This is a genomic window from uncultured Nostoc sp. (genome assembly GCF_964245575.1).
Classification (GTDB): Bacteria; Cyanobacteriota; Cyanobacteriia; order Cyanobacteriales; family Nostocaceae; genus Nostoc.
This window is the reverse complement of sequence record NZ_CAXTNP010000058.1, coordinates 1-15,225: the sequence shown is the minus strand read 5'-3', so window position 1 is coordinate 15,225 and position 15,225 is coordinate 1. Positions and strand designations below refer to the sequence as shown.

12 protein-coding genes and 2 pseudogenes are annotated in these 15,225 nt (G+C 41.9%); 5 read left to right on the top strand and 9 right to left on the bottom strand.

Going from position 1 to position 15,225, the window contains the following annotated elements; translation table 11 throughout:
• Positions 1-47: 47 nt before the first annotated feature.
• Both ACFFAP_RS11790 and ACFFAP_RS11785 read left to right on the top strand, forming a co-directional pair.
• Entirely contained in the window at positions 48-1,559 is a 1,512-nt protein-coding gene (locus ACFFAP_RS11790; protein ID WP_375511389.1) for an AAA family ATPase, read from the top strand.
• A gap of 142 nt (positions 1,560-1,701) precedes the next feature.
• The gene (locus ACFFAP_RS11785; protein WP_012407317.1) at positions 1,702-2,052 is read left to right on the top strand and encodes a DUF1257 domain-containing protein; all 351 of its coding nucleotides are present in this window, start codon (positions 1,702-1,704) and stop codon (positions 2,050-2,052) included.
• Positions 2,053-2,191: 139 nt separating this feature from the next.
• Here ACFFAP_RS11785 and ACFFAP_RS11780 read toward each other — a convergent pair whose 3' ends face one another.
• The 6 genes and pseudogenes from ACFFAP_RS11780 to thrB form a co-directional block, all read right to left on the bottom strand.
• Positions 2,192-3,010: a GIY-YIG nuclease family protein gene (locus tag ACFFAP_RS11780; protein ID WP_375511388.1), complete on the bottom strand. Its 819-nt coding sequence runs from the start codon at positions 3,008-3,010 to the stop codon at positions 2,192-2,194.
• 149 nt (positions 3,011-3,159) lie between these two features.
• A pseudogene (locus ACFFAP_RS11775) lies at positions 3,160-3,786 on the bottom strand (Uma2 family endonuclease).
• 130 nt (positions 3,787-3,916) lie between these two features.
• Positions 3,917-4,828: pseudogene (locus ACFFAP_RS11770) on the bottom strand (NADH-quinone oxidoreductase subunit M); the annotation flags it as partial.
• The gene (locus ACFFAP_RS11765) at positions 4,821-4,961 is read right to left on the bottom strand and encodes a hypothetical protein (protein WP_375511387.1); all 141 of its coding nucleotides are present in this window, start codon (positions 4,959-4,961) and stop codon (positions 4,821-4,823) included. The gene ACFFAP_RS11765 and the pseudogene ACFFAP_RS11770, both read right to left, overlap by 8 nt.
• Before the next feature lie 434 nt (positions 4,962-5,395).
• Entirely contained in the window at positions 5,396-5,905 is a 510-nt protein-coding gene (locus tag ACFFAP_RS11760) for a hypothetical protein (protein ID WP_375511386.1), read from the bottom strand.
• A gap of 42 nt (positions 5,906-5,947) precedes the next feature.
• Positions 5,948-6,859: a homoserine kinase gene (gene thrB / locus ACFFAP_RS11755; RefSeq protein ID WP_375511385.1), complete on the bottom strand. Its 912-nt coding sequence runs from the start codon at positions 6,857-6,859 to the stop codon at positions 5,948-5,950.
• A 342-nt stretch (positions 6,860-7,201) separates the two neighbouring features.
• On the opposite strand from thrB, the gene ACFFAP_RS11750 reads away from it, so the two are divergent.
• Positions 7,202-7,441, top strand: a complete 240-nt coding sequence (locus ACFFAP_RS11750; RefSeq protein ID WP_375511384.1) for a hypothetical protein — start codon at positions 7,202-7,204, stop codon at positions 7,439-7,441.
• A 235-nt stretch (positions 7,442-7,676) separates the two neighbouring features.
• Here ACFFAP_RS11750 and ACFFAP_RS11745 read toward each other — a convergent pair whose 3' ends face one another.
• On the bottom strand, positions 7,677-9,365 hold the full coding sequence (locus ACFFAP_RS11745) for an NAD(P)H-quinone oxidoreductase subunit 4 (protein ID WP_375511383.1): 1,689 nt from the start codon (positions 9,363-9,365) through the stop codon (positions 7,677-7,679).
• A 172-nt stretch (positions 9,366-9,537) separates the two neighbouring features.
• Complete coding sequence (locus ACFFAP_RS11740; RefSeq protein ID WP_375511382.1) at positions 9,538-10,257, bottom strand: response regulator; 720 nt, start codon at positions 10,255-10,257, stop codon at positions 9,538-9,540.
• A 577-nt stretch (positions 10,258-10,834) separates the two neighbouring features.
• Here ACFFAP_RS11740 and ACFFAP_RS11735 point away from each other — a divergent pair.
• Positions 10,835-11,929 (top strand): sensor histidine kinase, encoded by a 1,095-nt coding sequence (locus ACFFAP_RS11735; RefSeq protein ID WP_375511381.1) that lies wholly within the window; start codon positions 10,835-10,837, stop codon positions 11,927-11,929.
• Between the two features lie 93 nt (positions 11,930-12,022).
• Here the strand turns inward: ACFFAP_RS11735 and ACFFAP_RS11730 are convergent, their stop codons facing one another.
• Positions 12,023-12,805: a DUF4198 domain-containing protein gene (locus ACFFAP_RS11730; protein WP_375511380.1), complete on the bottom strand. Its 783-nt coding sequence runs from the start codon at positions 12,803-12,805 to the stop codon at positions 12,023-12,025.
• Between the two features lie 399 nt (positions 12,806-13,204).
• Between ACFFAP_RS11730 and ACFFAP_RS11725 the strand changes: the two genes are divergently transcribed.
• Positions 13,205-14,833 (top strand): hypothetical protein, encoded by a 1,629-nt coding sequence (locus tag ACFFAP_RS11725; protein ID WP_375511379.1) that lies wholly within the window; start codon positions 13,205-13,207, stop codon positions 14,831-14,833.
• The last annotated feature ends 392 nt before the right edge of the window (positions 14,834-15,225 follow it).

Here is a 15,225-nt window from a genome sequence, read left to right as displayed (position 1 = left end):
GAAGCAATGTCTCTACTGTCTCTATAAGGTCTCAAGTAGGTCGAAGTATGAAAGAAGAGCTCAATATCCTAATTCAAGCTCAATACCCTTTAATCTACCTTGTGACCTCCGAGGAAGAGCGGGCCGAGCAAGCAGTTTCCACAATCGCCCAGTCGTTAAAGCCCCAACGCCGAGTATATGTTTGGACAGTAACACACGGCATTGTGGAGTATGGTCAACCCCGGAATGTCACGCAACACAACACCGTGTCTCCAGAGGCGGCTATTGAGTGGATAATCCGGCAAAAAGAACCTAGTATATTTATTCTTAAAGATTTACACCCGTTTATAGATGCGCCTGCAACAAACAGATCGTTACGTGATGCGATCGCTAGCTTTAAAGGTACGCAAAAGAACATCATTTTGATGTCACCGATGCAACAAGTACCTATAGAGTTGGAAAAAGAAGTTGTTGTTATTGATTTTACACTGCCAGATATGGCAGAGTTAAATAAAGTACTGACTCAGCACGTAGACCAAAATCGTGGTCGGCGGTTGACAACAGAAGCCAGAGAAAAGCTTCTTAGGGCAGCTTTGGGTCTAACTAAAGATGAAGCTGAGAAAGTCTACCGGAAGGCGCAGGTAACTACAGGGCGTTTGACGGAAGATGAAGTAGATATCGTTTTATCTGAGAAAAAGCAACTAATTCGGCGCAATGGAATCTTAGAATACATTGAAGAAGATGAAACCATTGATGCTGTAGGTGGCTTAGAAGAGTTAAAAAGATGGCTCAAGCAACGCTCTAACGCTTTTACAGAAAGAGCCAGAGAATATGGTTTGCCTCAACCAAAGGGGATGTTAATTCTAGGGGTTCCCGGTTGTGGTAAGTCATTAATAGCCAAAACTACTTCCCGACTGTGGGGTTTACCACTGTTGCGGTTGGATATGGGGCGAGTCTATGACGGCTCAATGGTGGGACGAAGTGAAGCAAACTTGCGAAACGCCCTGAAAACAGCAGAATCTATTTCCCCAGCAATTTTATTTATCGATGAATTGGATAAATCCTTTGCTGGTAGTGGAGGTTCCTCTGATTCAGATGGGGGGACTTCAAGTAGAATTTTCGGTTCTTTCCTCACATGGATGCAAGATAAGAAGTCACCAGTGTTTGTGATGGCAACTGCTAACAGAGTAGAACGCTTACCTGGCGAGTTCTTGAGGAAAGGACGCTTTGATGAGATTTTCTTTGTGGATCTGCCAACACCGGAAGAACGGCAGCAGATTTTCAACATTCATCTGACCAAGCGCCGTGAAGACATCTCTCGATTTGATCTTGAGCAACTAGCCAAGATGTCTGATGGCTTTTCTGGGGCAGAAGTTGAGCAAGCGATCGTTGCGGCAATGTATGAAGCTTTTGCCCAAGATCGGGAGTTCACCCAACTAGATATTATTGCTGCACTGAAGGCAACATTGCCGCTGTCTCGAACGATGCAAGAACAAGTAACGGCTCTGAGAGATTGGGCCAGACAGCGAGCACGCCCCGCAGCATCCTCCGTAGCTGAATATCAGCGAATGGAGTTTTAAAAGCTTTCCTCTGCCATCCCAGGGGGAAAGGCTAGCTCTTAATGCTAGCAGTTATAAGAAAAGCCGCATCCTGTTAAGCGCGGCTTCGCCCAAAACAAACCGTTGTCGTTTTTCTCAATCTTCTCATTGGAGGAAACCCCAAATGTCTCACTTTAGCACCCTGCGTACCAAAATCACCGATGCCGAAATCCTCAAGGCTTCCTTGCGCGACCTCGGTATCAGCGTAAAGACTGAAGCTGATGTCCGTGGTTATAACGGTCAGCGTGTCCGTTCTGACATCGTTGCTATGTTGGATGGCGAATATGACCTCGGCTGGTCTCGCAACAGCGATGGTTCTTTTGACCTAATCGCTGACCTGTGGGGAGTTGCTAAGAAGCACAACCAAACCGAGTTGATCAACTCCATCAACCAAAAGTATGCCGTTAACAAAACTTTGGCTGAAGTAAAACAACGCGGTCTGCAAAACGCCAATGTGAAGTTGGTATTGCAATAACAATTTCTCTGCGCGTTCCCAAAGCTGCACGGGTTAACCATATAAATAGCGGTTAACCCGCTTTTTTATCGGGACTGAGATGTATTTCTCAGTCCCTATTTTAATACTTTATGTCATCACGGAAACACAAATATATAGGCTAAAGTAAATTGAATTCGCCTAAACGCAACAATTCCTTGACAAAGGAGGAGCGCTCACAATTAGTAAATCCTAGTTTTAAATAGGTTCCTCTAAATTCATCAAATCCAAGTCTGTTATTGAGGATGATATAAGGGTTGATAAATACTTTGGATGTTGCCCCATAAACAATATAATTGTAACCAGGGCAGTCAGACTGCTCTTTTTCATAAGGTACGAAACGACTTACAAGAAGATAAATCCTATCATTGCTGTAGGAAGTAAGTTTAGATAGATTGGGATAATTTGCCATCTCATAATCTTCGTAATACCCAGATGCTATCAAAAATATGGGTCGCTGTTCTTCGATAGCTCTACTCAGTAAAGATAATTTACTTGTGTTTATTGCCAATTCGTCCTCATCTTGACTATCAAAATGTAAACAGTAGCCTTCTTCTCTAACTTTATGGATTTGAATATAAATCGGGCCATGTGATGTTCTAAATATCGGTTGATTTGGTAAGGGTGTGTAATTGAGAGGTGGCTTATAGTAATCTATGGATTGCTTCTCTAACCTAATTAGAGCTGCTTCCAAGTTTGGGATTTTAGCTAATAAATTCTTTGGCAAAATTTGGTAGCGTATAACGGGGTTATCGATACTCTCAAACTGTATCTGACGATGATGATTAATGTGGCGTTTTTTCAAATTGCGTGAAAGACCGATATACATAACTGGGCAATTATAATTACCTACGTAATAAATGCCAGGCACTGATGGCAGTTTTCTGCGATGAATATAGGATAAAACTGACATATCTTTATAGTTTAGATTTAACTTCATATTTTTTTATTTCCACCTAGTGATATAAAGGTTGCTTACTAAGTTAGTTTGCCCAAAATGTATTAGTCTGTGATCGCTACAAATATCTAATTAAGTTAAAATTACTGCTCTTGAACTGTTAAACACTATTAAATTGTTGAATTTATTTCTTACCAAACCTGACTTAAATCTAAAATAAACCCAGGTAGTAAAAAATCACTGCAAAGTGTCTTAAGGTTATTCAATTCCTCAACCACAGTATTGGGACGATAAATAAAAACTTTGCGTTGTTTTCTATCAATTAACCAACCAAGTTGTGTGCCATTATCAATATACTCTTGCATCTTGTCTTGCAAAACTCGCAAATTATCGCTCTCAGAACGCAATTCAATCACAAACTCAGGACAAATCGGTGCAAATTTTTTTCGCAGTTCCACTGGTATGGCTTCCCAGCGATCGCGTTTTATCCACGCCGCATCTGGCGATGTCTACGACGGGCTACGCCTACGCACCGCACTATTCGGCAAAGTAAACCCACCACTGGAACCAAACCCTACACCTGTACCATCTTGCTTTGTCCATACCCACAACTGCCCAACTAAGTTAAAGTTGCGTTCATCAGTTTCGGAACCAGTAGGGGGCATAATGACTAATTCTCCCACAGCATTGCGTTCGATGTGAAAATCACGGTTTAGCTGACAAAACTCATAAAACTGGTCGTCAGTTAGTGCGATCGCAGGTTGCAATTGCAAGACGATTGGTACAATTTCTGTGGCTACAGGTAAGTTAATGGTCATAATTTATTTTTGGGGACTTCACCTGTCTTCAGGATATATCTTGGCAAAATTTTAGGGGTGGTTTCGTAACCACCCCTTCATTCCCCTCATATTTAGAATTTAGTTGCAGTCCCCTTAATGGGAAGTTAATTTACTCAGAAATATTAATCGAACTTTCAACTTGAGAATTAGCTAATGTTGGTGCAGAGAATATACGTGAGTACAGACTTGATGGTTGCTGATGAGCAATAACTGGTAGAACTTGACGAGCATGGGCAGCTAATTCCACTGCTTTCACATCATAAGTCTGCGTTGCTAATTTGGGATAAAACCCGATACCGATGATTGGCAATAGCAAACAAGTGGTAATAAATATTTCGCGGGGTTTGACATCAGATATTACAGCATCCAAGTGTAACTCTTGATTTTGGTCGCCGTAGAATACTTGACGCAGCATCGACAGTAAATAAATCGGTGTCAAAATCACGCCAACTGCTGATAGCAGCACAACTACAACTTTGAAGTTGGAACTGTAAACATCACTGGTGGCGATACCAAGAAATACCATCAACTCACCCACAAAACCACTCATTCCGGGTAAGGCGAGAGAAGCCATTGAACCAATGGTAAACAGAGCAAAGGTTTTGGGCATTACCTTGGCCATACCGCCCATTTTATCCATCATCAAAGTGTGGGTGCGATCGTAAGTCACGCCAGACAGGAAGAATAAGCTAGCAGCAATCAAACCGTGGGAAACCATCTGTAGCACTGCACCACTAATACCCAGTTCTGTGTAGGAGGCAATCCCAATCAGCACAAACCCCATGTGGGCAATTGAAGAGTAAGCCAAGCGGCGTTTGAGATTGGTTTGAGCGAAGGCACAACAAGCACCGTAGACAATGTTTACTACACCCAAAATTGCCAGCACTGGGGCAAAAGTCACATGGGCATTGGGCAACATTTCCACATTGAAGCGGATGAGGGCATAACCACCCATTTTTAACAATACACCAGCCAAAATCATCGAACCGGGTGCTGATGCTTCACCGTGAGCATCAGGTAACCGCAAAAGCAACCCCCAAACCATACCAACGGACAGTTCTACCTTCTTTGTCTGGAATTAAGGGGATGGCTAAGGTAGCCACTAAGGGCAAGAGGATTATGGCTGTTAGCCAGGGAAATTCAATAGCATTCATCACTTCTGACAATCAATTTGGCTTCTCGTTTTTAATTAAATTATATTAAGGTATTTATACTTTTGTAAACTTTATTGAACTCTAAAAGATTAAGTTTTCGCTTTTGACAGGAATATATACTCATCGAATGTCAATTTTTCAGGAAAGATAAGAATAAATACTTATCGGATTTTGCCGATTCCATTCTAAATGTAAACTTTTGCAACGTCAACAAAAAACGGCAGCTAAAGCCACCGTTAGAAATCATTACATTTTCTGATTAAGCCCAATTGTCAAGGCTATTTACAATCAAGGGCAGGCAAGACTTCGACGTGACACTTCGGCTTTGCTCAGTGCAAAGACGCTCAGTCGAACGCTGCCTACCCTACAAGAGTTTGATGAAATTTAGTTATGCAAATTAGATGTGTTTTAGCTGAGTGCTTGAGGCTAAAGCATTAAACTATCCGGTTGACAATTGTCCAAACTTCCCCATCAGAGCGGACATAGGGAACGGAGATTGTCTTGAACCCAGTAATGAAGGGCTTGTAATAAATCTGCCAATACATTGGACTCAGTTGATTGGCACAAGCTTTAAGAAAACGGACTTCTGCTGCCAGTTCTGCCGCCAGTTGATTAATGCGTTCAGCATGAACCTGTGCCACTTCTTTCGCTTCCTCTAGCTGCTGCTGTTGAATAAGTTGTTTTGATTCACCTTGCCAACGCACTAATTTAGTTTGTTTTTGTTTTATCTGGGCTTCCAGGGCGGCGATCGCCGCATCTATGCCTTGGAGTTCAACTGATAATTGGGCATTTTCTCTGGCTTGACGGCGATACGCTTCAACCATTGCCTGGGGTGAATCATTCTCGCCAGAGATTACATTATTAATAGTGAGTGCAGCGCGTTCTTCTAGGAGAACCTGAATTTGAGAGTTAAGCGCCGCCATATCATCCTGAATTTGCTCCATAAATCGAGTTTTAAGTGCTGAGTAAAATAGTCATCTGATTTTTTAAAAGCTTTTTGCGCCTTGGGTATCGAGAGAAAGCGATCGCACCTTGGCTGTAATTCCTTCTTCTTGCCAAGCAGCTAACATCGCCGCCTCCACAGCCTCTGAGTGTAACTTATCCGCCAAAGCTAACAGTGTCGGCCCCGCCCCACTAATTACCATACCATAAGCACCAGCACTAACAGCTGCAATGTTGAGAGCATCATAACCAGGAATCAAAGCTTTGCGATAGGGCTGATGCAACTTATCTTGCAAAGCTGTCTTTAACCATTGTGCGTTACCTGTTTCTAAGCCGCGCAACAATAACCCCAGATGTGCCGTATTGAAAATCGCATCGGCGCGACTGACTTCATTTGGGAGAACGCCCCGCGCTTTTGAAGTGGAAAGTTCAAAATCAGGAATAGCCACAACTGGTACAACATCTTTATGCCAGGGAACATCACAAATTTCCCAAGCTGCGCCACTGGTAGCAGCAAGACGACATCCTCCCAACAAAGCTGGAACCACATTATCAGGATGTCCTTCCATTGCGATCGCTAACTCCATCACCTGCGACTGACTCATAGGCGTACCCTCAAGTTGATTAGCAGCAACTAACCCACCAACAATTGCTGTGGCCGAACTACCCAAACCCCTCGCCAACGGTACACCTAACTTAATCTCTATTTTCACAGTTGGCGGTGTTTGCTCTATATATTGATAGAACTTGACAAACGCTTGGTAGAGGAGATTGCTTTTATCAGTTTGGACTCGTTTAGCTTCGGTACCAGTGACATGAATAGTTAGCCCACCTTCTTGGCGAGTGAACTTGAACTCGTTGTACAGCTTTAATGCTGCACCGATGCAATCAAAACCAGGCCCCAAATTCGCAGTTGTGGCAGGAACAGTAACAGTAATAGCAGAAACAACAGACATTGGCAAAACTCACTAATCATCAACTAGCATCCCATGTAAAGGGTTGATTTGTTTATTAGTGATGCTAATTATCTGTTGTGGTAGTTTGCATACCCATCTGAAGTATTTACATTTTCTTTTTTATTAATATATTATTTTACCTAATGATTTAAAAATCATGTTAGTGTTAGTTTATATATTGACTATTTATATTAACTAATTTAATAAATGGAATATTTAAAGCGCTTTCTTGAGACGCAACTGAACGCTCTGGTTGTTTGTGGAGTCCCCCAGTAACATCAGCAGAACTCAAATGAGTTAAAACTGAAGTATCGCAACTTTTATAAACCACATTAATCTGTTATGGCTTTTTACGTATTGATTCTAAAAGAAAAGGAGGATGAGATCGGCGTTACTTACCGCTTTGGGCCACATGAATATCGTCTCGGCTGTTTGTGGATAGATAAATTTAGTGGAGAAGTTAAAGAACTTCAAGAAACACCAGAGCAAAACTCGCAGGCATTTTTTCAACGAGCAGCAGTAAAGGTTTGGCAACATTGGAAAAAAGGAGCTTTTCCAGAAAAAACATCTTGGGCATCCTGAGAACAATACGCTTGGGTTAAGGCTAAAATCCTTTGGCAAAGTCAATTTTTTTAACGAACCACCAAGGACGCAAAGGACGCAAAGAGAAGGAAGAAATGCTTAACTGAACTGTATTGATCCTGAGAATGATTTGGAATTGATAGCCTACCCATAGTGAGCGGCTATCAATGCTCTATTATTCCTTAGAAATATACTTAGCTTTGGCTCTTTTCGACAAGTCTATTAGTCAAAAAGCTTACTTCAAAGTTCCCAAAACGGGCGCTACCTCAACCTCGGAAATTTGCGGAACCAAGAATCCCTGAGCATAAATCTGAGGATTTGTTTGTGAGACTATGGCATAAGACTGGCGAAGATTAGCATTGACTGCGACAGTCTTCACATCGTACATCTGCATCGCCATTTTGGGATAGAAACCAATACCAATAATCATCAGCAGAAAACAGGCAGCGATAAACACCTCACGCGGTCTAGCATCGTCGTAAACTGCTTCCTCCGGTACTAAGCAATCTGTACCAAAACAAACTGTTCCCTCATCTTCTTGATTTTCCGAACCTGCATTATTAATGTCGCAAATGAGTGCTGCACCCTGACCATAAAAGACCTCTCGCAGCATGGAAAGTAGATAAATCGGTGTGAGGATGACTCCAACTGCGGCGAGAAAAACTGTTACGGTGCAGAAAGTCGAACTATAAACGTCACTGCTTGTTAGACCAACAAATACTGAGAGTTCGCCAGCAAAGCCACTCATACCGGGAAGTGCCAGAGATGCCATCGCGCCGATTGTAAACAGGGCAAAGACTTTGGGCATGGCTTGACCAATACCGCCCATATCTTTCATTATCATTGTGTGGGTGCGATCGTAAGTAACACCTGCTAAGAAGAACAGCACCGATGCAATCAAACCATGCGAAATCATCTGCAACATCGCGCCGTTGATTCCCAAATCAGTGAAGGACGCAATCCCAAGCAGCACAAACCCCATGTGGGAAATCGACGAATAAGCTAAACGCCGCTTCATATTGGTCTGAGCAAAGGAGTTCAATGCACCATAGATAATATTGACAACACCCAGAATGGCTAAAATCGGTGCAAAATAAATGTGTGCATCGGGAAGCAACTCAAGATTCAGGCGAATCAGTCCGTATCCGCCCATCTTCAGCAACACACCAGCTAGTATCATCGACACAGGAGAGGATGCTTCGCCGTGGGCATCAGGCAACCAGGTATGCATTGGGAAAACAGCAAGCTTGACACCAAATGCAACCAGTAACCCTGCATAAAGTAGCAACTGTAGTCCAAGGGGATATTCCTTCTTAGCCAGGGCGGTTATATCAAATGTCATATCACCGCCGCCGTATAGCCCCATTGCCAGGGCTGCCACTAAAATAAAAATAGAAGCTGCTGCGGTATACAACAAAAATTTCGTAGCCGCATAGCGACGCCTTTGCCCACCCCAAATGCAGACTAGTAGGTAGACGGGTATCAACTCTACTTCCCACATAATGAAAAATAGCAGCAAGTCTTTGGCAACGAACACCCCTACCTGTGCGGAATACAGCACCAGCATTAAAAAATAGAAAAGGCGGGGTCGGTGATCAACTTGCCAGGCCGAAAAAATCGAGAGTGTGGTGACAAATCCTGCTAGCAGCACAAGTGGCGCTGAAAGTCCATCAACCGATACTGCCCAGTTAAGACCCAACTGAGGCATCCAGGCATAATTTTCCACCATTTGAAAACTAGCACTGCTGGCATCGTAATGCTTCCAAAAGGCATAGCACATCAAGGCGAAGTCTGCGATACCTATACCTAATGCATACCACCGCACGCGCTTGCCATCTTTATCAGGCAACACAGGGATAAGCAGGGAAGCAATGAGTGGCAGCAAAACAATCGCGGTAAGCCAGGGAAATTGATCCGCTATCATGTATATGAGAAAAAATACTTATTTGTTTGTCAATTATGTCATTTTACTAAACTGTGTAACAAATTCTTCATAAATCTTTTTTCCAGTTAACCGCTTGCACTTAAAAATGGGGAGTGGGGAAGAAAAATTTTCATGTGTTGTTGTAAGCAGTTCATGATGGCTACTTACTTGCTCACGGTACTAATCCAGCCCGCAAAGCACGGACGGCAGCCTGTGTCCGGTCAGCAACACAAAGTTTATTGAGAATACCTCGAACATGAGTTTTTACAGTACCGACTGTTAAATAGAGCCTTTTAGCAATTTCTGCATTGTCACACCCGGCGACAATCAACTCTAAAACATCCATCTCTCTATGAGTTAAAGGATAGGTGACTATACTTTTCTCAACATCTGGGCCAATACCTTCAATCAAGACTCTTTTTCCAGATGCGCCTCTGCTACCATCGGGGAAATCTTGACGTATTTGGTGTAGTACAAGGTCTGCGATCGCTGGATCGATCCATGAGCTACCTGCATAAGTTGTTCGCACAGCCTCAACTAGTCTCTCAGTTTCGATATCCTTCATGCAATAAGAATCTGCACCTGCTGCAAATGCCGCTAAAACTGCCTGTTCGCTATTTTGCATGGTTAAAATTAGCAGTTTTGTGGTATAGTCTTCATTCTCTGCTTGATATTGCCTAAATGTGCGTGTTAGCTCAATACCATCCATGTCAGGCAAACCGATGTCAATAGTAGCAACATCAGGCTTGAGAGTTTTCAAAAGGTTGATGCCGTCGGCTGCATTGGCTGCTTCACCAACAATGTTAAACTCTGGCTGGGTTTGTAAGGCAGCCCGTAAGCCGATTCTCGTAAGGTTGTGATCTTCAATCACGAGGATCTTGATTTCATTCATAGTTGCTTAACTTTACTGTTATCTATCTAAAGTACAGATTAAAATAATCTCGTTCTTCTATCTGGGATCTTATACAAAAAGCAATGTAGTTGGTATTATTCCCTTAACTTCATCTACCATTAGACATAAATAACCTTATCTCGGAAGTTTTTCTAAAGCAAGAGTTTCGATATGACAATAAGAAAGAAGTCAATCAAAAAAAATTTTATACATTAATCTCAGGATAGATATTTCATGGTAAACAATTTTTCATTAAAAATCTGGTAGCAAGCAAGAGTGAGTGACATTAAATAGTTGCCCTTGCAGTGGCTATGATGATGTAAATTAAAGGGACTAAACTAGCTCACCCTAAGACCCAGACACAGATATTTTGGATAATCAGACGGCTAAGATTTTTGTTAAGACAATATATTAATACATTTTTTGAACAAAATACCCGTGAAATTACTTAAACAATTAGATTTTAATTTAGGAAACTTTAAAGGAAAATGTGAATCCTTAATAATCTCAGCGCTGGTGAAGTAAGCTATTACTAGATTTGCGAGGGATAGCCAAGCACTTCTTTTTTTATTTAGCCATGTCTTTAACTAAAACTGTCAAAAAAGATAAAATTCTGGTTGTCGATGATATTTATGATAATTTACTGGTCTTAGAAGCTGTCTTAGAAGATGAGGGCTATGAAATTAGCTTATTTGAAGATAGCAAAATTGCTCTGGCTATGGTTGAGGAGTCCCCGCCAGACTTAATTCTCTTAGATGTGATGATGCCGGAGATAGATGGCTATGAATTTACTCGACGCATCCGGCAGAATCCGGCATTGCCATTTATCCCCATTCTGCTGCTCACGGCTCACTATGAGTCTAGCGTTGTGGAAGGACTCGATACTGGTGCAGATGACTTTATTCGTAAACCATTCGATCCTGATGAACTACATGCACGAGTGCGATCGCTCCTGCGCCTCAAGCATAGTATCGACGAACGAGATCAGATGGCTAACCTGCGGGCAGATTTTGTCTCGCGTTTTACTCACGATTTACGCATACCACTGGTAGCCTCCAACCGCGTATTAAAGTTATTGCTAGAAGGCAGGTTTTGCGATGTTTCGCCACAATTGCAAGAAATAATTGATACCATGATTGGCAGTAATCAAGACCTGCTGGAAATGGTAAATACCTTGCTAGAAGTTTATCGTCATGAAGCGGGCTGTAAAACCTTAAAAATTTCTCCCTGCAATATTCAGGAATTAGTTAGTGAAGTTTCTCAAGAATTAACTCCCTTAGCTGAAGAAAAAGGATTAACTGTAAATATTGATCGAGGTGAAACTGCAAACACCGTCATGGGCGATCGCGTAGAACTGCGGCGAGTTTTCACAAATATCATCGGCAATGCCATCAAATTTACAGACAAAGGTTCTGTAGATATTCACTGTTATCCTACTCCGGTAGCTGTGACTATCGATATCCAAGATACAGGCCCAGGAATTTCTAAACAAGACCAGGCAATATTATTCGAGCGATTTCGCCAAGGTAAACACCAGCGTTCTGGTAGTGGTTTGGGACTATATCTATCTCGCTGCATTATTGAAGCACATCAAGGCACAATAGATGTGACATCTGAACCAGGGAAAGGTAGCACATTTACTATCCGTCTACCTGTAGCTGGCGAAAACTAAAAGTAGGCAGACAAAAAATTATTGGTATGTATGGTGCTACCCTTACAAAGCCGCTATAGATAGCTGCTTTTTATGATAATTAGAATTATCGTGCTATTTATTCAGCAGTAACTTCTTTTTGTGTAAAACTAGTAATCCAACAAAACCTAATCCTAACAAAGCTGAAGGTTCTGGGACAGAGATGTTTTGTGCTGTCAAGCTGGTTTCATAAGAAATAGCCAAATTACCGTTAGATGGAAGTGAGTAGCTAGCTTCAATAGGTTGCTCTAGCCCTTTTTGAGTAATGGGTATGGAAAAAGTGCCATCTAAGTTTTTTGCTACTACTTGACCTAGATATTCTACTGTAACATCATCGGTAATTGGTTTCCCTTCAGATAATACCTGAACTAGTAAGCTTCCACCTGGAGTAACAGCTAAAGGGTTTTGTAGAGGTAGAATTTCTAATGGTAGATTGAATGGTTTGGCTAAATCATCAGACCAATCATAAAAAGCCTTGGTGTATTTGAGGTAATGACCAACATTATCATACTTGGGAATTTCCTGTTCTGTAATGCGGAGAGATTGATCATTCGATAATCTGGCAAAATAGCCATTATCAAAAAAACCTTGGATAGCTGCTACATTTTTACCAGCAGTTAGAGATAAAGCATCTTGTTTTTGATTGAGATCAAAAGGAAGAATTTGTTTATTAGTATCATAAACTATTGCTTGTTTGAATCTAGAGGTTTCATAAGTTTCTGGCCCATCTTCTGGATGTCCAAACAAAACATTATATTCGCCATTGTTGTAATCAAACCAGACAACATGTGCTGATGCTGGTTGGATAAAGCATGGCAAAATAGCAGCTGCTATAAGCAGCGTTTTAATTTTTGGCATAAACATTTTAACTTCCCTGATTAATTAGTTGAATTCAGTACTAACGTTTTTAGAAAACCACATTTTTTTATCCTGAGCAATCCCCCCAACAGGGATAATTTTTTAATATTTAGCTTATATTAAGATTATTTAAATAAGAAGAAAACAGATTTAAGTAGGCGATCGCTTTTACCCCTAGAAAATAAATTAAGGGATAAATCTGATTTTTTAGTTAGTACATTAACTAAGGTTTTTGTCAAGAATAATTTCGATGCGCTTACCTTATTCCAATAATTGTGTTTACAGGGTTTAATATCTATAAAAAACACCGCGCTGCTGTTTGCCAACAAATTGCCTCTTTAGAGAAACTGTGGCATTTGGATATTAAGAAAAAAAGCTTGAAGAAAAAGAATATAGACAATGAAGTACTTATTTATAGTTTGGGTGCTTGTACTCTCTTTAGTCGCTCCTAGTGCGGCGCTCGCTCAAGTAAAACAGCCCTACACCTTAATATCTGGAGTTGGGACAATTCACCATCCAGTTTCCACTTCTAATCCCCAAGCGCAAGAGTTTTTCGATCAGGGATTAAATTTGATTTACGCTTTCAATCATGATGAGGCGGTGCGTTCTTTTCAACAGGCTGCCAAACTCGATCCGCATTTGGCGATCGCATATTGGGGTATTGCTCTAGCTCTAGGCCCTAATATTAACTTAGCAATCGACCCCAACCGAGAATTAGCTGCTTACCAAGCGGTACAGCAAGCTTTGGCACTTTCCACCCAAGCATCTGCCCAAGAACGAGACTACATTACCGCCTTAGCAAAACGTTACTCTCAAGATGCTGATGCCAACTTGTATCAACTAGCGCTTTACTACGCAAAAGCAATGGCAACCCTAGTTAAGCGCTATCCAGATGATTTGGATGCGGCGACGCTTTACGCTGAAAGCTTGATGGATTTGCATCCTTGGCAGCACTGGACTAAAGATGGCAAGCCACAGCCAGATACAGAAGAAATTGTGGCTATTTTAGAATCTGTTCTCAAACGTAACCCGAATCATACCGGAGCTAATCATTACTATATTCATGCAGTGGAAGCCTCACCTTCCCCAGAACGGGCGCTTGTGAGTGCCAAACGACTCCCAAGCCTAGCACCAACGGCGGGACACTTGGTACACATGTCTTCTCATATTTTTTTTCGTGTAGGAAATTATGAAGGGGCAATGCAAGCAAACGAGCAAGCGATCGCTCAAGATGATATTTACATTAAGAAATATCAAGTCCAGGGCACTTACCCCATGATGTACTACAACCACAACATACATTTTCTCATGGTGGCCAGTAGCATGGCAGGAAAATATAAAGATGCTCTCCAAGCCGCAGAGACGTTAGTCGCAAATGCTACTGCAATTGACCCGTACGCACCAATGCTTGAGGGATTCCTGGGCAGCAAAATGCTGATTCAGACACGCTTTAGTGATTGGGATGCCATCTTAAAAACTCCCGCCCCCGATGCTAAATTGCCTACTACCACAGCACTTTGGCATTTTGCTCGCGGTATGGCAAGTGTAGCCACAGGCAAACTTGAAGATGCAGCAAGTGAAAGTCGGGCATTAGTTGCCGCCAAACAGGGAATTTCCACCGTAGCAACCATTGGCTTCAGTCCTGCCAGTCGCATTTTAGACATTGCCTCAAAAGTTTTAGACGCAAAAATTGCTAAAGAAAAGCATGATTATGAATCTGCCATTTTATTGCTAGAAAAAGCAGTGGCAGTAGAAGATACCCTTGATTACGTGGAACCACCAGACTGGTACTTTCCGACGCGGGAATCTTTAGGCAGTGTGCTTTTGGCTAAGGGTGACTATAAAGAGGCTGAGAAAGTCTTTCGTGCTGATCTAGAAAAGTATCCCCATAATGGGCGTTCTCTATTTGGCTTGCAGGCAAGTTTAGAGGCACTGGGCAAAAATAACGCCGCTCAACTTGTCAAAGCCGAATTAGAAACAGCTTGGAAAGGTGATGATAAGCAACTTGACATAGTCAAAATGTATTGAAGAAGAATTTAACGCGATGTGCGACTTAATATTCTTACCTCACTTCCATTCTTCTCTTTTAAAAGGCTACGGTGTACACACAAATTATCCGATTACCCAAAAGTCCTCCAAAACCTCAAAGAGTCCTATCGGACATCCCTCTCCTTACTAAGGCTACGGTGTACACACAAGTCGAATTACCCCCCTTAATCCCCCCGATGCATTGGGGGGAAACAAGAGATTCTCGTTCCCTCCCCAATACATCGGGGAGGGTTAGGGTGGGGTAAGAGAAGTCGGGGATCTGAGCCAAAAGATTTTCACAAATCAAATAGGATTGCTATATCGTGTGTTATGGACACGCCGAAATAACAAATGGGTTCGCCGAAATAACAAATGCGTTCGCCGAAATAACA